Source organism: Intrasporangium calvum (assembly GCF_028446585.1).
Taxonomy (GTDB): domain Bacteria; phylum Actinomycetota; class Actinomycetes; order Actinomycetales; family Dermatophilaceae; genus Intrasporangium; species Intrasporangium calvum_A.
Map to the genome: position 1 here is coordinate 42,152 of NZ_JAPFQL010000003.1, position 20,270 is coordinate 62,421.

General features: G+C 70.0%; 15 protein-coding genes and 1 tRNA gene. All 16 read right to left on the reverse strand.

All coding sequences use genetic code 11. The annotated features are described in order from the left end of the window. Positions 1-2: 2 nt before the first annotated feature. The 16 genes from OO014_RS01305 to OO014_RS01380 all read right to left on the reverse strand — a co-directional run bounded on the left by OO014_RS01305 (position 3) and on the right by OO014_RS01380 (position 20,239). Positions 3-827, reverse strand: a complete 825-nt coding sequence (locus OO014_RS01305) for an ABC transporter ATP-binding protein (protein ID WP_272460422.1) — start codon at positions 825-827, stop codon at positions 3-5. Further along, positions 824-2,569 carry a branched-chain amino acid ABC transporter permease gene (locus OO014_RS01310; protein WP_272460423.1) on the reverse strand — a complete coding sequence of 582 codons (1,746 nt, stop codon included), beginning with the start codon at positions 2,567-2,569 and terminating at the stop codon, positions 824-826. Before OO014_RS01310 ends, OO014_RS01305 begins: the two co-directional genes overlap by 4 nt. Further along, positions 2,566-3,489, reverse strand: coding sequence for a branched-chain amino acid ABC transporter permease (locus tag OO014_RS01315; protein ID WP_272460424.1), 924 nt, complete (start codon positions 3,487-3,489; stop codon positions 2,566-2,568). The genes OO014_RS01310 and OO014_RS01315 overlap by 4 nt, the downstream gene beginning before the upstream one ends. 92 nt (positions 3,490-3,581) lie before the next feature. Continuing rightward, positions 3,582-4,781: a branched-chain amino acid ABC transporter substrate-binding protein gene (locus OO014_RS01320; protein ID WP_272460425.1), complete on the reverse strand. Its 1,200-nt coding sequence runs from the start codon at positions 4,779-4,781 to the stop codon at positions 3,582-3,584. Positions 4,782-4,950: 169 nt separating this feature from the next. Next, a complete protein-coding gene (locus tag OO014_RS01325; RefSeq protein WP_272460427.1) occupies positions 4,951-5,571 on the reverse strand; it encodes an ANTAR domain-containing response regulator in 621 nt (206 codons plus the stop codon). A gap of 19 nt (positions 5,572-5,590) precedes the next feature. Then, positions 5,591-5,673: transfer RNA gene (locus OO014_RS01330), tRNA-Leu, on the reverse strand. 57 nt (positions 5,674-5,730) lie between these two features. Continuing rightward, positions 5,731-7,188 carry a pyruvate kinase gene (pyk, locus tag OO014_RS01335; protein WP_272460428.1) on the reverse strand — a complete coding sequence of 486 codons (1,458 nt, stop codon included), beginning with the start codon at positions 7,186-7,188 and terminating at the stop codon, positions 5,731-5,733. Between the two features lie 283 nt (positions 7,189-7,471). Next, positions 7,472-8,929 carry a glutamate synthase subunit beta gene (locus tag OO014_RS01340; protein WP_272460429.1) on the reverse strand — a complete coding sequence of 486 codons (1,458 nt, stop codon included), beginning with the start codon at positions 8,927-8,929 and terminating at the stop codon, positions 7,472-7,474. After that, positions 8,922-13,487 carry a glutamate synthase large subunit gene (gene gltB / locus OO014_RS01345; protein ID WP_272460430.1) on the reverse strand — a complete coding sequence of 1,522 codons (4,566 nt, stop codon included), beginning with the start codon at positions 13,485-13,487 and terminating at the stop codon, positions 8,922-8,924. Before gltB ends, OO014_RS01340 begins: the two co-directional genes overlap by 8 nt. A 159-nt stretch (positions 13,488-13,646) precedes the next feature. Beyond that, positions 13,647-14,654: a prolipoprotein diacylglyceryl transferase gene (gene lgt, locus OO014_RS01350; RefSeq protein ID WP_272460431.1), complete on the reverse strand. Its 1,008-nt coding sequence runs from the start codon at positions 14,652-14,654 to the stop codon at positions 13,647-13,649. Then, entirely contained in the window at positions 14,651-15,451 is an 801-nt protein-coding gene (trpA, locus tag OO014_RS01355; protein ID WP_272460432.1) for a tryptophan synthase subunit alpha, read from the reverse strand. Before trpA ends, lgt begins: the two co-directional genes overlap by 4 nt. Beyond that, complete coding sequence (gene trpB / locus OO014_RS01360; RefSeq protein WP_272460433.1) at positions 15,448-16,722, reverse strand: tryptophan synthase subunit beta; 1,275 nt, start codon at positions 16,720-16,722, stop codon at positions 15,448-15,450. The genes trpA and trpB overlap by 4 nt, the downstream gene beginning before the upstream one ends. 2 nt (positions 16,723-16,724) lie before the next feature. Next, on the reverse strand, positions 16,725-17,567 hold the full coding sequence (gene trpC / locus OO014_RS01365) for an indole-3-glycerol phosphate synthase TrpC (RefSeq protein ID WP_272460434.1): 843 nt from the start codon (positions 17,565-17,567) through the stop codon (positions 16,725-16,727). 5 nt (positions 17,568-17,572) lie between these two features. Beyond that, positions 17,573-17,845 carry an HGxxPAAW family protein gene (locus OO014_RS01370; RefSeq protein WP_272460435.1) on the reverse strand — a complete coding sequence of 91 codons (273 nt, stop codon included), beginning with the start codon at positions 17,843-17,845 and terminating at the stop codon, positions 17,573-17,575. A gap of 169 nt (positions 17,846-18,014) precedes the next feature. Continuing rightward, entirely contained in the window at positions 18,015-18,638 is a 624-nt protein-coding gene (locus OO014_RS01375) for a Trp biosynthesis-associated membrane protein (RefSeq protein ID WP_272460436.1), read from the reverse strand. Continuing rightward, a complete protein-coding gene (locus OO014_RS01380; RefSeq protein ID WP_272460532.1) occupies positions 18,635-20,239 on the reverse strand; it encodes an anthranilate synthase component I in 1,605 nt (534 codons plus the stop codon). The genes OO014_RS01375 and OO014_RS01380 overlap by 4 nt, the downstream gene beginning before the upstream one ends. Positions 20,240-20,270 lie beyond the last annotated feature (31 nt).

Sequence of the window (20,270 nt, forward strand, 5' to 3'; positions counted from 1 at the left end):
GCTCACGCGTCTCCCTCCTCGTCGTCGGCGGCTCCGCCGATGTACGCCTCGATGACTCGCGGGTCGGACTGCACCTCGCCCGGGGTCCCCTCGACGAGGACCTGTCCGTTGACGAGACAGAGCACTCGGTCACAGAGGTTGAAGATGAAGCGCATGTCGTGCTCGATGACGACGACAGCGAGGCCGCTGTCCCTGATCCGGAAGATCAGGTCACTGGCCTGCTGGGTCTCCCGCGGGTTCATGCCTGCGGTCGGCTCGTCGAGCAGGAGCAGCTTCGGCTCGGTGGCCAGGGCTCTGGCGATCTCGAGCCGACGCTGGTCGCCATAGGGCATGTTGCGAGCGAGGTGCTCACTGGACTTGCCCAGGCCGACGAACTCCAGCAGCTCCTGCGCCCGGGCCCGCGTCTCCCGCTCCTCACGACGGAACTTCGGCCCTCGGAGGATCGAGGTCAGCGCCATTGAGCTGGTCCGGCAGTAGCGACCCACCATGACGTTCTCGAGGGCGGTCATGTTGCCGAAGAGCCGGATGTTCTGGAACGTCCGCGCCATGCCGGCCATGACGACCGCCCGCGGCTTCGGCGGCAGGTCGTTGCCGAGCAGTCGGACGCGGCCCTCGGTCGGCTTGTACATGCCGGTCAGGCAGTTGAAGAACGTCGTCTTGCCGGCACCGTTGGGGCCGATGAGGCCCAGGATCTCGCCCGGGCGCACGGTCATTCCGACGTTGTTCACGGCCGTGAGACCGCCGAACCGCATCGTGACCCCGGTCGCCTCGAGCACCGGCCCGTCGTCCGGCCGGTCCGTGCGAATGGTCTCGTCGACGGCGGTCATGCCTTGGCCTCCTGTTCTTCGACGAGGTGGACTTCCTCGACCCGGTCTGCGAGCTCCTCGTCCTCCTCGTGGAACTCGAGCTGCCGGCGCTTGCTGGCGACGAGACCCTCCGGGCGGAAGCGCATCATGAGGACCAGGAGCAGACCGAAGATGAGCAGGCGGTAGTCAGCGACGAACCGCAGCTTCTCCGGCATCAGCTTGAGGATCGTCGCGCCGATGAGCACGCCCGCCACGGTGCCCATACCGCCGAGGACGACGGCTGCGAGCAGGAAGGCGGACTCGAGGAAGATGTACTGGTCAGGGGTGACCGACACATCGTGGTGGGCCTTGATGGTGCCCGCCATGCCGGCGAGGAACGCGCCACCGGCGAAGGCGAACAGCTTGAGCCCGAACGTGTTGACCCCCATGGCCTCGGCGGCCTTCTCGTCCTCGCGGATCGCGATCCACCCACGGCCGATCCGGCTGTTGTTGAGCCGGGTGAAGACCGTGATGATGATGGCGGCGACGACGAGGAGCAGGAAGTAGTAGTTCGCGAACCGGCCCAGCGTGATCCCGAAGACCTCGTGCGTCTCACCGAAGTTGAACGAACCGATCTCGAGGTCGGGGATGGCCGGGATGCCGTTGGGCCCGTTGGTCAGCCGCGGCCCGTCCTGCCCGTCGAGGTTGCCCATCGCCAGCCGGAAGATCTCACCGAAGGCGAGGGTCACGATGGCGAGGTAGTCGCCGGACACCCGCAGCGTCGGGGATCCGATGATCAGACCGAGCGTCGCCGACACGAGGGCGCCGAAGATGACGACGAGCAGGAAGTTGGGCTTCCAGCCGATCGTGGCGAACGCCGAGTGGGAGAACATCGCCCCGACGTAGGCTCCGGCGCCGAGGAAGGCGATGTAGCCGAGGTCGAGCAGGCCGGCGAGACCGACGACGATGTTGAGGCCGAGCGCCGTCGAGGCGAAGATCAGCACCTGGGTGGCGATCGACATGTTCGCGTCCGACCCGTCCTGGGTGAACGGGAAGAGGAACGCCACGGCGACCGCACCGAGCATGAGGACGCGGCGATGCGTCTGCGCGATGATCCCCACCCAGGTGAAGAACCCGGCTCGGGTCAACGTGAACGCGACCAGACCGGTGAACAGCACCACGAGGGAGAAGACGGTGCCGTCCTCGATGTCGAGGACGTAGGCGGCACCGAAGAGGACGATCGCGAGCAGCGCCACGATCGTGAGGATCTCCAGCCACGACGGCAGGTGTGCGTGCAGCGGGTCCTTCGAGGCGCGGGGGGTCAGCCCGGCGGCACCGAGAAGGATCAGCACCGCACCCACGAAGGAGATCCACGCTCCGGGCATGACGTTGACGAGCCCGCCCGCCTGGACGCCGATGAGGGCGATGACCAGGGCCATGAACACCGTCGTGCCGAGGCCGAGGACGCGCAGCGCGGTGGCCGACGCGAGCCACTCACCCAGCCGGGAGAACGGCCCGCGGTACATCAGCGCGAAGATCACGGCAAGCACCGCCGCGATGATCATCAGGTTCTGGACGGCACCGGGGTAGAAGTCGATCGACAGGTCGCCGAGGACTTCGTCGGTGTAGCTCCAGCTGAGGAAGCAGCCGGCAGCAAGAATGACCGCGCCGGCGAGGACCATGGGCCAGGCGAAGGGTGCCACGGGTCGACCGATGCGATCCCAGAGGCTGACCTTCTCCGCATCGTCGGCGTAGGTCGTCTCGATGTCAGTTGACGTGCTCATGCGCGGTCCACCACCCGTGCGCCGAGGATGCCCTGCGGCCGGAAGACGAGGACGATGATGAGGAGGGCGAAGGCCCAGACGTCCTTCCATGCCGATCCGCCGAACTGTCCGGGAATGAAGCCCACGGCGAGCGCTTCGGCGACACCGAGGACGAGACCGCCGACGACGGCCCCCTGGATGTTGCCGATGCCGCCGAGGACCGCGGCCGTGAAGGCCTTGAGGCCGGCCAGGAAGCCCATCCGGAAGTCGACGTTCGCGTTGAGCAGGCCCTGGGCCACGCCGGCGATCGCAGCGAGGAAGGCGCCGAGGGCGAAGGCGATGACAATGATGCGATCGACATTGACCCCCATCAGGCGGGCCGTGTCCTTGTCCTCGGAGACGGCCTGCATGCCGTGTCCGGTCCGAGTGTGGTTGACGAACCACCAGAGCAGGGCCGCGCTCATGAGCAGGGCGCCGACGGTGAAGACCGCGGCCCGTTGGACGGTCACACCGGCGAAGGAGAGCGCCGGGCCGGTCACGACGTCGATCTGGGGGAACGGGATCTTGCTCTTGGCCCCGGGGTAGAAGAGGCGGACCGCCTCCTGCAGGGCCACGGAGATGCCGATGGCGGTGATGAGCGGGGCCAGCCGAGGGGCGCCCCGAAGCGGCCGGTAGGCGATCCGCTCCATGACCACTGCGACGGTGACCGAGGCGACGACGGCGCCGAGGATCATGATCGGGAGCACCCAGAGTGCCGTCGTGCCCTGGAAGAGGAGGGTCCACGTGGCGAGCGCGCCGAAGGCGCCGATCATGAACACCTCGCCGTGGGCGAAGTTGATGAGTTGGACGATGCCGTAGACCACGGTGTAACCGACCGCGATCAGGGCATAGAGGGAACCAAGGGTCAGGCCGTTGACCAGCTGCTGTAGCAGATCTGTCATGACGCCGGGACCACCTTTCGTTCGTGACGAATTCGGCCAGGGACGGGTGTGGCCCGCCCCTGGCCGAACGTGTCAGAGAGTGTTGATCCGGGTCAGCCGAGGTTCTCCGACTTCACGAAGGTCCACTTGCCACCCTCGACCTTGTAGCCGGAGATGACCTTGACCTTGGTGTCACCGAACTCGTCGAAGGCGACCTGACCGGTCACACCGGCGAAGGAGACCTGGCCGACTGCGTCCACGATGGCCTGACGGGCGCTCTTGACGTCAGAGGCGTCCTTGAGTGCCACCTTGAGACCCTCGATGATCGCGTTGGCCGCGTCGTAGGAGTAGCCACCGTAGGCAGCCGACGGCTCGGCGAACTTGGCGGCCTCGTACTCGGCGAGGAACTTCTTGCCGGCTTCGGTGGCGTCGGTCGGCTCGCCGACGGACGTGGCGAAGTCACCCTCGGACGTGGCGCCCGCGAGCTGGATGAAGGTCGGGTCGTAGATGCCGTCGCCACCCATGAGCGGGACGTTGAGGCCGGCGGCCTTCATCTGCTGGGAGAGCGGACCGGCCTGCGGGTACTCACCGCCGTAGTAGACGGCCTCCGGCTTGGCCGGGGCGACCTTGGAGACGACCGGGGCGTAGTTGGACTCGTCCGGGTTGATCGTCTGGGCCACGACGACCTCGCCGCCGCCTGCCTTGAAGGCCTCGGTGAAGTACTGGACCAGGCCCTGGCCGTACGTCTTCTTGTCGTGGATCGTCGCGACCTTCTTGATGCCCTGGTCGAGCAGGAACTTCGCCGCGAAGGCGCCCTGCGTGATGTCCGTGGTGCAGGTGCGGAAGAAGGTCTTGTAGGGCCGCGTGTTGCCGTCGGCGCCGCGCGTCAGCGAGGGACCGGTGTTGGCCGGGGAGACCTGGACGATGTTGGCGGCGGCGAAGACCGGCTGGGTCTGCTGGGAGACGCTCGAGTTCAGGTTGCCGACGACACCGGCGACGTCGTCGTCCGCGGCGAGCTTCGTGGCGCCGTTCTTGCCGACGTCGGCCTTGCCCTCGTCGTCGACGGCCTCGACCTTGATCTCCCAGCCCGGGATCGCGTTGGCCGCGTTGGCCTGCTGGACCGCGAGCTCCACCGAGTGCTGGATCCCCTTGCCGAGGGCCGACAGGTCACCGGACAGCGGTGCGATGACACCGATCTTGACGGTCTTCTTGGCACCATCGCCGCCGGTCGAGCCGGCGCCCGGCTCCTCGCCGCGAGTGCCACAGGCGCTCAGGGCCAGAGCGGCAACCACCACGGGCACCGCAAACTTCATGTGGGAACGCACTGCTGTCCTCCTGATGTCACACATCCCTCTGGTCGAGGGCTGAGCAGGACATTAGAGGTATACGTGCGCCACGTCACCCCCTTCACACCGATCGGTGACCGGACCGTGACTTCCGTACCTGATCAGGGGTGCGACGTCCGGTGAGCGGACACTCGACTCAGGTGGTCGGAAAACCGTTGATGACCGCTTCCGCCACTTCCTTCATCCCCAGTCGCCGGTCCATCGCCGTCTTCTGGATCCAGCGGAACGCATCGGACTCGCTCAGCTTGAGCTGGCTCATCAGCACGCCCTTGGCCCGGTCGACGAGCTTGCGCGTCTCGAGCCGCTCCCCCAGGTCGGCGACCTCTGCCTCGAGGGCGGTCAGCTCGAGCCAACGGGAGTGCGCGATGTCGATGGCCGGCCTCAGGTCGTCGGCCGTGAACGGCTTGACGATGTAGGCCATCACCCCGGCGTCCCGCGCGCGTTCGACGAGCTCGGTCTGGCTGAACGCCGTCAGCATGATCACGGGGCACAGCTTCGCCTCGTGGAGCTGCTCCGCTGCGGAGAGTCCGTCGAGGACCGGCATCTTGACGTCCATGATGACGACGTCGGGCTTCAGCTCCTTGGCCAGCTCGACCGCCTGCTCGCCGTTGCTGGCCTGGCCGACGACGTCGTAGCCCTGCTCCCCCAGCATCTCGACGAGGTCGAGGCGGATCAGCGCCTCGTCCTCGGCGACGAGGACGCGGGTCGCCCCGCTGTCACTGGACTGCTGCCGTGCCGTGCCTTCGTCTGTGCTCACGTGTCCAACCCTATCTGTGTGCCGGGAGCGGGACTCGAACCCGCACGACCTTGCGGCCAAAGCATTTTGAGTGCTCCGTGTCTGCCATTCCACCACCCCGGCCGAGGTGCCGGGCCAGCATACCCGCGCTGCGGATCCCGGCACGAAGCGACCGACCCGTCAGCCGGTGACCTCGTCCGGGTTGTAGGCGGGAGCGGCCCGATTCACGGCGTCGCCCACGCGGTGGACCCGCAGGGCGTTGGTCGAGCCGGGGATCCCGGGGGGCGATCCGGCGACGATGAGCACACGGTCGCCCTCGGCGACGCGGCCCTCGGGGATCAGGTTGAGGTCCACCTGCATGGCGAACTGGTCGGTGTGCATCATCCTCGGCACCAGGTAGGTCTCGATCCCCCACACCAGGGCGAGCTGCGAACGGGTCTGCGGCTCCGAGGTGAAGGCCAGCATGGGGCGTCGCGGCCGCAGCCGGGCCTGCCGCCGCGCGGAGCCGCCGGTCTCCGTGAAGGTGATGAGGAACTTCGCGTCGACGACGTCACCGATGTCGATGGCCGCCTTCGTGACGGCCCCCGCGACGGTCGTCATGGGGGTGCGCATCGGCGAGATCTTGTCGTGCCCGTGCTCCTCGGTGGACTCGATGATGCGCGCCATGGTCATCACGGCCTCGATCGGCCAGGCCCCGACCGACGTCTCGCCCGAGAGCATGAGGGCGTCGGCTCCGTCGAGCACGGCATTGGCCGCGTCGGACGCCTCGGCCCGAGTCGGCCTGGGGTTCTCGATCATCGACTCGAGCACCTGGGTGGCGACGATGACCGGCTTGGCCTCCTGCCGGGCGAGCTCGCAGGCACGCTTCTGGACGATCGGGACGTCCTCGAGCGGCATCTCGACGCCCAGATCGCCTCGGGCGACCATGATCCCGTCGAATGCCGCGACGATCTCCTCGAGGTTGTCGACCGCCTGCGGCTTCTCGATCTTGGCGATGACGGGGATGCGGCGCTCGAACTCGTCCATGATCGCGTGGACGTCCGCGATGTCGTCCGCAGAGCGCACGAAGGAGAGGGCGATCATGTCCACGCCGAGACGCATCGCGAACCTGAGGTCGTCACGGTCCTTCTCGGACAGGGCCGGCACGCTCACGGCCACGCCGGGCAGGTTGATGCCCTTGTTGTTGGACACCACGCCCCCGATGACGGTCTCGGTGACGACGTCGGTGTCGGTGACGTCGACGGCACGAAGACACACCTTGCCGTCGTCGATGAGCAGGACGTCGCCGGGGCGGACATCCTGCGGCAGCCCCTTGAACGTCGTGCTGACCTCGGTCTCGCTGCCCTCGATGTCGCGCGTCGTGATGGTGAACCGCTGGCCGGGCGAGAGCTCAACCGGGCCCTCCTTGAAGCGGCCGGTGCGGATCTTGGGGCCTTGCAGGTCCACCAGGATGCCGACGGCCCGGCCGGACGCGTCGCTGGCGGCGCGCACGTCGCGGTAGACCTGGGCGTGCAGTGACTGCTCACCGTGCGAGAGGTTGAGACGGGCAACGTCCATGCCCGCGTCCACGAGGGCGCGGAGCTGCTGGGGGGAGGATGTCTTGGGACCGATCGTGCAGACGATCTTGGCGCGACGCATGGCTCAACCTTATGGGTGATGTGACGTGGGTCACGGTGCGGGTTCGCCCTGTGGGACGAGGGGCCTCGCGTCGTTGAGAAGCCGTTGGGGGCTGGGGCGCGACCGGCTGACGAGCCCAGTCGGATGACTCGTCGGGACAGTCGCGGGCGTGGCGGCGGGTGACGTCATGCCTCGCCAAGTATCCACCACGGCGAACCGTGGCCGGTGGGGTCCCCCACCGGGTCCGCGACGACAGCCGAGGTGGCGCCGCGGACCCGGTCAGGGGGCCAGGAGGAGGACCGGCTCAGACGGTGAGCGGCCGGTCCGTGGGAGCGATCGGCCTGGGGAGCGAGCTGGAGCCGGTCAGCCAGGCATCGACTCCGGCAGCGGCGGCTCGACCCTCGGCGATGGCCCAGACGATGAGGCTCTGTCCGCGTCCGGCATCACCGGCGACGAAGACCCCGGGAACCGAGGACATGTAGTTCTTGTCCCGTCGCACGTTGGACCGCTCGTCGAGGTCGACGCCGAGCTGCTCGACGACCCCCGGACCCTCGGGACCGAGGAACCCCATGGCGAGCAGCACCAGCTGCGCGGGGATCTCACGCTCGGTCCCCGGCTTGGCCTGCGGGCGCCCGTCGACGAACTCGACCTCGACGAGCCGAAGCGCTGCGACCTGTCCGGCACCGTCGTCGACGAACTCCGTGGTGTTGACCGCGTAGATGCGGTCCCCGCCCTCCTCGTGCGCACTGGCGACGCGGAAGAGCATCGGGTAGGTCGGCCAGGGCTGGCTCGCGGGCCGCTCGTCCCCCGGCTGCGGCATGATCTCGAGGCTGGTGACCGACCGGGCGCCCTGACGGTGCGCCGTGCCGATGCAGTCGGCACCGGTGTCGCCGCCGCCGATGACGATGACGTCCTTGCCGGTGGCCAGGATCTGGTCGGCCACGGTCTCCCCCACGGCAACCCGGTTGCCCTGGGGCAGGTACTCCATGGCCTGGTGGATCCCGCGGAGCTCCCGCCCCGGGACGCTGAGGTCTCTGGGCACCGTCGCCCCGACGGCGAGGAGGACCGCGTCGTAGCGGTCGCGCAGCTGCCGGCCCGTGATGTCGGATCCGATCGCCACCCCGGTGCGGAAGCGCGTGCCCTCGGCCTCCATCTGACGCAGGCGCCGGTCGAGGACCGACTTCTCCATCTTGAACTCGGGAATGCCGTAACGCAGCAGCCCGCCCGGCTTGTCGGCGCGCTCGAAGACCGCGACCGTGTGGCCCGCCCGCGTCAGCTGCTGGGCCGCCGCCAGGCCCGCGGGGCCGGACCCCACGACGGCGACCGTCTTGCCCGACAGCCGCTCGGGCGGGAGCGGACGGACGAGGCCCCGGTCGAACGCCTGCTCGATCGTCGTGACCTCGACCTGCTTGATCGTCACGGCGGGCTGGTTGATACCAAGGACGCAGGCCGTCTCGCACGGTGCCGGGCAGAGCCGCCCGGTGAACTCGGGGAAGTTGTTCGTCGCGTGGAGCCGCTCGATGGCGCTCGGCCAGTCGCCGCGCCAGGCGTGGGTGTTCCACTCCGGGATGAGGTTGCCGAGGGGGCAGCCCTGGTGGCAGAACGGGATGCCACAGTCCATGCAGCGGCCGGCCTGACGCTGGAGCTGACCCAGCTCCTGCTCCTCGTACACCTCTTTCCAGTCCCGGATGCGCACCGGGACCGGACGACGGGCCGGGAGCTCGCGCTGCCGGGTCTTCAGGAAACCTTGCGGGTCAGCCACGGGAAGCCTCCATGATCCGGTTCCACACGTCGGTGCCATCGAGGTCGAGGCCCTCGGCCTCGGCCTCGGCCCGGACGTCGAGAACACGCTGGTAGTCGCGCGGAAGGACGAGCGTGAAACGCTCGCGGGCACTGGCCCAGTCGTCGAGCAGCCGCTGCGCCACGGGCGAGTCGGTCCAGGACACGTGGTCGGCGAGAAGCCCGCGAACCACCTCCTCGTCACCGGCACGCAGCGGGGAGAGGTCGACCATCTCGTGGTTGACGAGGTCGGGGCGCAGGTCGAGGACGTAGGCGACGCCACCGGACATCCCGGCGGCGAAGTTGCGTCCGGTCGCCCCGAGGATGAGGACGGTGCCACCGGTCATGTACTCACAGCCGTGGTCCCCCACCCCCTCCACGACGGCCCTCGCACCCGAGTTGCGGACGCAGAACCGCTCGCCGACCAGCCCTCTGAGGAACAGCTCGCCGGTCGTCGCGCCGTAGGCGATGACGTTGCCGGCGATGACGTTCTCCTCCGCGACGAGAGCGGTGTCCCGGTGCGGACGGACGACGACGCGCCCACCGGACAGTCCCTTGCCGACGTAGTCGTTGGCGTCACCGAAGAGCCGGATCGTCACCCCGGCCGGCAGGAAGGCCCCGAAGGACTGGCCGCCCGAGCCGGTCATCGTGAGCTCGATGGTGTTGTCCGGCAGCCCGTGAGGATGAGCGCGGGTCACCTGGTGGCCGAGCATCGTCCCGACCGTGCGGTTGACGTTGCGCACGGCGATCTCGGTCCGCACCTGCTCGCGGCCCTCGATGGCGGGCAGCGCCCGCGTGATCAGCTCGTTGTCGAGTGCCTTGTCGAGCCCGTGCTCCTGGACGCTGGACTGGTAGAGCGTGCCTCCGGTCGGGTTCTCGGCGATGGCGAGGATCGGCGCCAGGTCGAGGCCGGACGCCTTCCAGTGGGCGATCGCCTTGTCCAGGTCGAGGCTCGTGACCTGCCCGACCGCTTCCTCGATGGACCGGAAGCCGAGCGCAGCCAGGTGCTCGCGCACCTCCTGGGCGATGTACTCGAAGAACGTCTCGACGAACTCCGGCTTGCCCGTGAAGCGGGCCCGCAGCTCGGGGTTCTGCGTCGCGATGCCGACCGGACAGGTGTCCAGGTGGCAGACGCGCATCATGATGCAGCCGGAGACCACGAGCGGGGCGGTCGCGAAGCCGAACTCCTCGGCCCCGAGCAGGGCCGCGATGACGACGTCGCGGCCGGTCTTCAGCTGGCCGTCGACCTGCACGACGATGCGGTCGCGGAGCCCGTTGAGCACGAGGGTCTGCTGCGCCTCGGCGAGCCCGAGCTCCCAAGGAGCCCCCGCGTGCTTGAGCGACGTGAGCGGCGAGGCGCCGGTGCCCCCGTCGTGTCCGGAGATGAGCACGACGTCTGCGTGCGCCTTCGAGACGCCGGCCGCCACGGTGCCCACGCCGACCTCGGACACGAGCTTGACGTGGATCCGGGCAGCGGGGTTGGCGTTCTTCAGGTCGTGGATCAGCTGCGCGAGATCCTCGATCGAGTAGATGTCGTGGTGGGGAGGCGGCGAGATGAGGCCGACACCCGGAGTCGAGTGCCGGGTCTTCGCCACCCACGGATAGACCTTGTGGCCGGGCAGCTGCCCGCCCTCCCCCGGCTTCGCGCCCTGGGCCATCTTGATCTGGATGTCGTCGGAGTGGGTGAGGTAGAGGCTCGTCACCCCGAACCGGCCGGACGCGACCTGCTTGACGGCCGACCGGCGCTCGGGGTCGAGCAGCCGGTCGAAGTCCTCGCCACCCTCACCCGTGTTGGACCGCCCGCCCAGGCGGTTCATGGCGACCGCCAGCGTCTCGTGTGCCTCCTGCGAGATGGAGCCGTAGCTCATCGCACCGGTGTTGAAGCGCTTGACGATCTCGCTGACCGGCTCGACCTCGTCGATCGGCACGGGCAGCCGCCCGGTGACGCCGGTCGGCTTGAAGGCCATCAGGCCGCGCAGCGTCATGAGCCGCGACGTCTGGTCGTCGATCCGCTCGGTGTACTCCTTGAAGATGTCGTAGCGCCGTTGCCGCGTGGAGTGCTGGAGGCGGAAGACGGTCTCGGGGTCGAACAGGTGCGGCTCGCCCTCGCGGCGCCACTGGTACTCGCCACCGACCTCGAGCACGCGGTGCGCCTGGTAGACGCCGTCGGCCGGGTAGGCCTTCGCGTGACGCGCCGCCGTCTCCTGGGCGATGACGTCGAGGCCGACGCCGCCGAGCTGCGACACGGTCCCGGTGAAGTAGCGGTCCACGAGGTCCTGGGACAGGCCGATCGCCTCGAACACCTGCGCACCACGGTAGGAGGCGACGGTGGAGATGCCCATCTTGGACATCACCTTGAGGACGCCCTTGCCGAGCGCCTTGATGAGGTTCTTGACGGCCTGTTCGGGCGAGACGCCCTCGATCTGCCCCGACCGCACGAGGTCCTCGACGGTCTCCATGGCGAGGTAGGGGTTGACGACGGCCGCGCCGTAGCCGATGAGGAGCGCGACGTGATGCACCTCGCGCACGTCGCCTGCCTCGATGATGAGACCGACCTGGGTCCGCGTCTTCTCCCGGATCAGGTGGTGGTGCACCGCGGACGTGAGCAGGAGGGACGGGATCGGCGCGAGGTCGCGTCCGGAGTCGCGGTCGGAGAGGACGACGAAGCGGGCGCCGCGCGTGATCGCCTGCGAGACCTCCGCGAAGATCTCGTCGAGCCGCTCACGCATGGCGGCTGCGCCACCGGTGACGTCGTAGAGGCCGCGGACGACGTGCGTGGCATAGCCGGGCAGGTCCCCGTCGGCGTTGATGTGGACGATCTTGGCCAGCTCGTCGTTGTCGATGACCGGGAACTGGAGGACGACCTGCCGGGCGTGGGCCGGCGACGCCGAGAGCGCGTTGCCCTCCGGCCCCATGGTCGTCGCCAGCGAGGTGACGAGCTCCTCCCGGATCGCGTCGAGCGGCGGGTTGGTGACCTGGGCGAAGAGCTGGGTGAAGTAGTCGAAGAGCAGTCGCGGACGGGACGACAGGACCGCGATCGGCGTGTCGGTGCCCATCGAGCCCAGCGCTTCGGCGCCCGACTTCGCCATCGGCGCGAGGAGGATCCGCAGGTCCTCGGTCGTGTAGCCGAAGGTCTGCTGCCGCCGGGCCACGGATGCCGCGGTGTGGACGATGTGCTCGCGCTCGGGCAGGTCCTCGAGCCGGATGAGGCCCGCATGCAGCCACTCGGCGTAGGGCTTGCCCGCAGCGAGCTGGCCCTTGATCTCGTCGTCGCTGACGATGCGCCCGTGCTCGGTGTCGACGAGGAACATCTTGCCCGGCTGGAGCCGGCCCCGCTGGACGATGCGCGCGGGGTCGAGGTCGAGGACGCCGGACTCGGAGGCCAGCACGACGAGGCCGTCGTCCGTGACGGTGTAGCGCCCCGGTCGGAGGCCGTTGCGGTCGAGCACGGCCCCGACGAGGGTGCCGTCGGTGAAACAGACGTTGGCCGGGCCGTCCCAGGGCTCCATGAACATCGAGTGGAACTCGTAGAACGCGCGTCGCGCCGGGTCCATCAGGTCGTGGTTCTCCCACGCCTCCGGGATCATCATGAGCACGGCGTGCGGCAGCGACCGGCCACCGAGGTGGAGCAGCTCGAGCACCTCGTCGAAGCTGGCCGAGTCCGAGGCGCCGGGGGTGCAGATCGGGAAGAGCCGCTCGAGGTCCCCGGGGATGATGTCGGAGGTGAGCAGGCTCTCGCGGGCCCGCATCCAGTTGCGGTTGCCCTTGACGGTGTTGATCTCGCCGTTGTGCGCGATGAGGCGGTAGGGGTGCGCGAGCGGCCACGACGGGAAGGTGTTGGTCGAGAACCTCGAGTGGACGAGGGCGAGCTCGGTGGCGAAGCGGGGGTCGGACAGGTCGGGGAAGAACGGCTCGAGCTGGCCCGTGGTCAGCATCCCCTTGTAGACCATGGTCCGCGCGGACAGGGACGCGAAGTAGACCTCCGCCTCCCGCTCGGCGCGCTTGCGCAGTCCGAAGGCCAGCCGGTCGAGGCCCAGCGCCACCTGGCGGCCCATGGCCGAGCTGACGAAGAGCTGCTCGAAGTGCGGCATGCAGGCGCGTGCCGCCTCACCGACGAGGTCCGCGTCGACCGGGACCTCGCGCCAGCCGAGCACCTTGAGGTGCTCCTCGACCGCCAGCTCCTCGATCCGCGCCTTGGCGGCGACCCGAGCGGCGGGGTCCATGGGCAGGAAGGCCAGCCCAGCGGCATACGCCCCCGGGTTGGGGAGCGTGAAGGGCACGACCTCGCGCAGGAACGCGTCGGGGACCTGGGTGAGGATGCCCGCGCCGTCACCGACGAGCGGGTCGGCGCCGGTCGCGCCGCGATGGTCGAGGTTGCGCAGCGCCGTCAGGGCGTGCTCGACGATGTCATGGCCGGCTTCGCCCCTCATCGTCGCGACGAGGGCAACCCCGCAGGCGTCGTGCTCGAACTCGCGGCGGTACAACCCGGAGTCCTCCGGCTGGGCACTGAACAGTGCGCGCTGGCGGGTATGCGGCGACATCTTCACCGTCCTTCTGGCAGTAATCAATCCCCTGGAATGGCATAGGGCTGTGGACGGCTCTGGCCACAAGCATTGGGCAGAAAGATACTGGCGGTGCGGCCTGTCCTACGTATTGATACGGCCAATTTCGGATGGTGAGACGCGAGACCTCCGTGAGCGTCAGGCCGGCGAGCGGTCCGGCGGCCCCGTTCCCGCCTCGGACCCCGAGGCCGCCTCTCCCTCGGCTGCGCCATCGGGCGACGCGACGGGCTCGGTGTCCGTGGCGGTGTCGGTGGCGGTGGCGGAGCCGCCGTCGGCGTCGGCCGGCTCGTCCCGCGCGCCGGCGCGCTTGTCGAACCACCACCACAGCCAGGCCCCGAGGAGGAAGACGAGGATCGACGTCCACGTGTTGACCCGCTGGCCGAGGATGTGGGTGGCGGGGTCGGTCCGCATGTTCTCGACGACGATGCGCCCGACCGGGTAGCCCATCACGTAGGCGGCGAACACCTGCCCGCGGGCGAGGCGGAACCGTCGACCCAGCCAGATGAGGAAGGCCGCCAGCACGAGGACCCACAGCGCCTCGTAGAGGAACGTCGGGTGGAAGTAGCCGCGCACGATCGGCTCGCCCGCGAGGTCCAGCTGGGCCCGGCCGGCTGCCTGGTCCCAGACGTGGATGCGCAGCTTCCACGGCACGTCCGTCTCGGCGCCGTAGAGCTCGTTGTTGAACCAGTTGCCGAAGCGGCCCATCGCCTGCGCGATCGCGACGCCGGGCGCCGCCGCGTCGATGAAGTCCCGGAAGTCGACGCCGGACTGGCGGCAGCCGATCCACGCGCCCACGGCGCCCAGGGCGATGGCGCCCCAGATGCCGAGGCCACCCTCGTAGATCTTGAGAGCGTCCATCGGGTTGCGGCCGGGGCCGAAGTACTTGTCGGCGTCCGTGATCACGTGATAGATCCGGCCACCGACGATGCCGAAGGGCACGGCCCACGCGGAGATGTCGATCGCGACGCCGGGCGCCGCTCCCCGAGCGGCCAGGCGCCGCTGCGTCAGCCACACGGCGACGACGATGCCCGCGAGGATGCACATCGCGTAGGCCCGGATCGGCACCGGCCCGAGGTACCAGACGGACTGCGTGGGCGAGGGGATCTCCGCAGGAAGAAGCAGTGGTATGCCGCTGAGCTGGGTCATGCGCGTCCCTTCCGAACCCCGTCGGCGAGCTCGCCGGCCAGCTGTTCGAGTTCCTTCAGACCGGCCTCCGGGCTCTGCGCCTCGGTGAGGCACCGCACCAGCGCGGACCCGACGATGACACCATCGGCGAACCGACCCACCTGGCTGGCCTGGTCCCCCGTGGACACGCCGAGGCCGACGCAGACGGGCAGGTCGGTGACCGCCCTCGTGCGGGCCACGAGATCCTCGGCGGCGTCGCCCACGCTCGCCCGTGCCCCGGTGACTCCCATGACGGCGGTGGCGTAGACGAAGCCGCGCGACCGACCGGTCACCGCGGCCAGGCGCTCGGGTGTCGAGCTCGGGGCCACGAGGAAGACCTTGTCCAGGCCCTGCTCGTCGGCCGCCCTGATCCAGTCGCCTGCCTCGTCGGGGATGAGGTCGGGGGTGATCAGGCCGTCCCCGCCAGCAGCAGCGAGGTCCGCGGCGAAGCGGTCGACGCCGTAGCGCAGGACCGGGTTCCAGTAGGTCATGACGAGGGCGCCGGCCCCGGCGGCCCGCACCGCGCGGACCGCGGCAAAGGTGTCCTTCAGCCGCACGCCCGACTCGAGTGCCCGGACCGCTGCGTCCTGGATCACGGGCCCGTCCATGACGGGGTCGCTGTAGGGCACACCGATCTCGACGATGTCGACGCCGGCCCGCACGAGCGCCTCCATGGCCTCGATGGACCCGTCGACGGACGGGAAGCCGACGGGCAGGTAGCCGATGAGAGCCGCGCGGCCCTCGGCCCGGCACGCATCAAGGATCGGCCTGACGCTCACTGCTGCTGCCCCATTCCCTTGGTCCCTGCCTCGTCCTCGGTGGCGGGAGGTGGCGTGGCCTTCCCGGGAGCATCGATCAGCCCGAACCACTCGGCTGCGGTGTGCACGTCCTTGTCGCCGCGCCCGGAGAGGTTGACCAGGATCAGGGCCTCCGGGCCGAGCTCGCGCCCGAGCTGCATGGCCCCTGCCAGCGCGTGGGCACTCTCGATGGCCGGCAGGATCCCCTCGGTGCGGGCCAGCAGCCGGAAGGCCTCCATGGCCTCGTCATCCGTGATCGGACGATACTCGGCGCGCCCGGACTCGCGCAGCAGCGCGTGCTCGGGGCCGACGCTCGGGTAGTCCAGGCCGGCCGAGACGCTGTGGGACTCGATCGTCTGGCCGTCCTCGTCCTGCAGGACGTAGGTGTAGGCGCCGTGGAGCACGCCCGGGATGCCCGAGGAGAACCGCGCGGCATGCTTGCCGGACTCGATTCCGGAGCCGCCGGCCTCCAGGCCGACGAGGCGCACCGCGGTGTCGTCGAGGAAGCGGTGGAAGATGCCGATGGCGTTGGAGCCGCCGCCCACGCACGCGCAGACGACGTCCGGCAGGCGACCGACGAGGTCGAGCACCTGCTGCCTCGCCTCGATGCCGATGACGCGGTGGAACTCGCGGACCATCTCGGGGAAGGGGTGCGGCCCGGTGACCGTGCCGAGGACGTAGTGCGTCGTGGCGACGTTGGCCACCCAGTCGCGGAAGGCCTCGTTGACCGCGTCCTTGAGCGTCTGGCTGCCGTGCTCGACGGCCACGACCTCGGCACCGAGCAGCCGCATCCGCGCGACGTTGAGAGCCTGCCGCTCGGTGTCCTTCTTGCCCATGTAGACGACGCACTCGAGGCCGAGCAGCGCCGCCGCGGTCGCCGTGGCCACGCCGTGCTGACCGGCGCCGGTCTCGGCGATGACGCGGGTCTTGCCCATGCGCTTGGTCAGCAGCGCCTGGCCGAGGACGTTGTTGATCTTGTGCGAGCCCGTGTGGTTGAGGTCCTCCCGCTTGAGCAGGACGCGGGCCCCTCCGCAGTGCTCGGCGAAGCGCGGCACCTCGGTGATGATGCTGGGCCGCCCGGTGTAGGTGCGGTGCAGCCGCTCCAGCTCGCCCGTGAACGCCGGATCGACGACGGCCTTGCGCCAGACCTCCTCGAGCTGCTCCAGGGCGGGGATGAGGGCCTCGGGGACGTAACGTCCGCCGAACCTGCCGAAGCGCCCGACCGGCTCCGCATGCGGCATCGAGGGGGACATGGTCACTCCTTGTCCTGGGTCACGCCGGGCGCGGCGCCGGCAGGGTGGGGACGCACGTCACGGGCCGCCGCGATGAACGCCGCCACCGCGTCGCTCGGCGCCCCGCCCGTGACGAGAGCCTCGCCGACGAGCACTGCCCCGGCGCCGGCACGAACGTACTCCGCGACGTCGGCCGGGCCGGTGACGCCGGACTCGGCGACGGCCACGACGTCCGGAGGCAGGAGGGGCAGGAGGTCCGCGACGACCTGCCGGTCGACGTCGAGCGTCTTGAGGTTGCGGGCGTTGACCCCGACGACGGCGGGCGTGACGGCGAGAGCCCGCTCGACCTCGGCCGCGTCGTGCACCTCGACGAGGGGGGTCATGCCGAGGCCGGTGGCGAGGTCATGCAGCTCGCGGAGGTCGTCGTCCGCGAGGGCGGACGCCATGAGCAGGATCAGGTCGGCGCCGTGAGCCCGCGCCTCGAGGACCTGATAGGGGTCGACGATGAAGTCCTTGCGCAGCACCGGGATGGTGACCGCCGCTCGGACGGCGTCGAGGTCGGCGAGGCTCCCACCGAAGCGGCGCTGCTCGGTGAGCACGCTCACCGCGCTCGCCCCACCGGCAGCGTAGGCGGCCGCCAGGCGTCCCGGCTCGGCGATCGGGGCGAGGGCGCCCTTGCTCGGGCTGCGTCGCTTCACCTCGGCGATGACGGCGACCCCCGGTGCGGCGCGGAAGCCGGGAACCGGGTCGAGAGCGGCCGGGGCGGCCGCAGCCAGCTCCTCGACCTGCGCCAACGGAACGGCTGCGCGACGGGTCGCGAGATCCTCGCGAACGCCGCTGATGATCTCGTCGAGAACCGTCGACACTGCTCTCAGCTCTTGCCGACGGTCGAGGTGCCGCGCTCGTCGGGAGCGTCAGCGATGAGGTCCTCGCGCTCACTGTCGTGCGGCTTGCTGCCGTAGCCGGCCATGGCCAGGACCTTGCCGGCGATGGCGCCGGCAACGATCACGACGGCGGCGATGATGCCCAGCAGCATGCTGGGGATGACGACGGCGATGCTGCCGAGCGCGGCTCCGACGAGCATGATGCCCACCGCGGTCCACGCCGCAACGCTGTGTCCGTGGTCCTCGTGGTGTTCTTCCATGGCGTTGTCTCCCATCCGGTCGGCGTCCCTGGTCGATCGCCGATGCGTCGTCCGGCGGCTGCTCGGTTGTCGTGAGTGGGCGAGTCACGGGGCGACTCGGCGAGCCACGCTCCGTGAGTCGGTCCGGGCCGCTCTCGGGTCATTCTGTCAGGTCAGGTCCGTCATTCTGTCAGGGCCGCTCCGGCCCGTCGCCCAGGGTCGGGTCGGCACCCTCGCTCAGCTCGTCCCACGCAGTGCGGACCTCTCCTCGCGGACCCGCCGCGGCCCGTCGTTCGTAGCGGGCCGACAGGCCGGCCCAGCGTCGGCTGGACGCGGCCACCGCGAGACAACCGGCGAGCAGGACGCCTGCGACGGCGACCGCCGCCCAGCCCCACACCGTGGTGGCGCCGTTGGCGTCCGGCGCCGTCGTCCGGGCCAGCTCCTCCGACAGGGCACCCGCGACGGCGTCCTCGGGGCGGAGCGCGACGAGGAGGGCCAGCACGAGCGCACCGAGCGCCGAGAGCGTGAGGACGACCGAGGAGATCCCACGGATGACCGGCCCACCGGTCATCAGGGCGAGCAGCGAGACGATGCAGATGACGGCCAGCCCGACGGCACCGGGAGCGCCGCCGCCACCCGTGACGTCAACGGTGCCCGCGCTGAGCACGTCTCCTGTCGTGCCACTCGCCCACACCTGCGTGGACAGGCCGATGAAGCCGAGTGCCGGCAGGCCCACGGCCAGTGCGGACCGGCGCTTGTCGAGGGCGGCCGGACGCCCGACCTCGCTGCTCATGTCCGTGCTCGCGTCGCTCACCGCGTCACCGGCCGCATCCCGGCGGCCGCTGCGACGGCGCGCAGCGCGGCCGCAGCCTTGTTGACGGTCTCGGCGTACTCGAGGTGCGGCACCGAGTCGGCGACGATGCCCGCACCCGCCTGCACGTGCGCCTGCCCGTCCTTGATCAGTGCGGTGCGGATGGCGATGGCCATGTCGAGGTCACCGGCGAAGTCGAGGTAGCCGACGACTCCCCCGTAGAGCCCGCGACGCAGCCCCTCGTAGCGGTCGATGAGCGCCATGGCCCGCGGTTTGGGCGCCCCTGAGAGCGTGCCGGCCGGAAAGGTCGCGACCAAGGCGTCGTAGGCGCTGCACTCGGGCCGCAGCTCGCCCACGACCGTCGACTCGATGTGCATGATGTGGCTGTAACGCCGGACGGACATGAAGTCGACGGTGTCGACGGTCCCTGCCCGGCAGATTCGCTGGAGGTCGTTGCGGGCGAGGTCGACGAGCATCAGGTGCTCGGCCCGCTCCTTGGCGTCGCCGAGCAGGTCCTCTGCGAGGTGTGCGTCGTGGTCGGGGCTCTTGCCGCGGGGCCGGGACCCGGCGATCGGATGGGTGATCGCCTGGCGCCCGGTCACCTTGATCAGGGCCTCGGGACTCGACCCCACGACGTCGTAGGACGACCCGTCAGGGTGCGGGAGCCGGAGGAGGTACATGTAGGGGCTGGGGTTGCTGACGCGCAGCGCCCGGTAGACGTCGAGGGCATCGGCCGTGCACGGCACGGTGAAGCGCTGGGAGACGACGATCTGGAAGGCCTCCCCCGCCCGGATCGCCTCCTTCGCCTCCTCGACCATCGACTCGAACTGCTCGGGCGTGTGGCTGCTGACCGGCTCGGAGGCCTGTGGCTCGATGGTGGCCACCGTGCTGGGTGCGGCTGCGGCGAGCTCCTCGGTCATGCGGTCGAGCCGGCCGACCGCATCGGCCCAGGCCTCCTCGATCCGCTCGTCCGTGGCGTCACGGTTGACGGCGTTGGCGACGAGGAGCAGGGACCCGTCGCTGTGGTCGAAGACGGCCAGGTCGGTCGCGAGCATCATGGCCAGCTCGGGCAGGTGCAGCTCGTCGCGTCCCTCGTCCGGCACGCGCTCCCACCGGCGCACCGCGTCGTAGGTGATCGCCCCGACGAGCCCTCCGGTCAGGGGCGGCAGTCCGGGGATCCGGGGGGTCGCGAGCGCCGCGACGGTGTCGCGCACGGCGGCTGTCGGGTCGCCTGACTGCGGCAGCCCCACCGGGACGTCGCCGATCCAGTGCGCCTCCCCGTCGCGTTCGGTCAGGGTGGCGGCGCAGCGAGCGCCGACGATGGAGTAACGAGACCAGACGCCGCCGTGCTCGGCGGACTCGAGCAGGAAGGTGCCGGGGGCGTTCTTGGCGAGCTTGCGATAGACGCCGACCGGCGTCTCCGCGTCGGCGAGCACGCGGCGCACGACCGGGATGACGCGAGTGTGGCCCAGGGCGAGCTCCGTGAAGACCTCGAGGGACGGCCAGGTGGTGCCCCAGCTGAGGTCGGCGTGGGGCACGGCTGGCGGAGCGGTCCCCGTCTCCACGCTGGTCGGCCGGCGCGTGGCCGTCGTCTCGGGGGTCATGTCGGGCACGTCGTCATTCTCGCGCACCAGC

Bases quoted from the DNA above. Each gene is read 5' to 3' on its own strand.
- OO014_RS01305 (WP_272460422.1), bottom strand. From the start codon at position 827: ATGACCGCCGTCGACGAGACCATTCGCACGGACCGGCCGGACGACGGG.
- OO014_RS01310 (WP_272460423.1), bottom strand. From the start codon at position 2,569: ATGAGCACGTCAACTGACATCGAGACGACCTACGCCGACGATGCGGAG.
- OO014_RS01315 (WP_272460424.1), bottom strand. From the start codon at position 3,489: ATGACAGATCTGCTACAGCAGCTGGTCAACGGCCTGACCCTTGGTTCC.
- OO014_RS01320 (WP_272460425.1), bottom strand. From the start codon at position 4,781: ATGAAGTTTGCGGTGCCCGTGGTGGTTGCCGCTCTGGCCCTGAGCGCC.
- pyk (WP_272460428.1), bottom strand. From the start codon at position 7,188: ATGCGTCGCGCCAAGATCGTCTGCACGATCGGTCCCAAGACATCCTCC.
- gltB (WP_272460430.1), bottom strand. From the start codon at position 13,487: ATGTCGCCGCATACCCGCCAGCGCGCACTGTTCAGTGCCCAGCCGGAG.
- lgt (WP_272460431.1), bottom strand. From the start codon at position 14,654: ATGACCCAGCTCAGCGGCATACCACTGCTTCTTCCTGCGGAGATCCCC.
- trpB (WP_272460433.1), bottom strand. From the start codon at position 16,722: ATGTCCCCCTCGATGCCGCATGCGGAGCCGGTCGGGCGCTTCGGCAGG.
- OO014_RS01370 (WP_272460435.1), bottom strand. From the start codon at position 17,845: ATGGAAGAACACCACGAGGACCACGGACACAGCGTTGCGGCGTGGACC.
- OO014_RS01380 (WP_272460532.1), bottom strand. From the start codon at position 20,239: ATGACCCCCGAGACGACGGCCACGCGCCGGCCGACCAGCGTGGAGACG.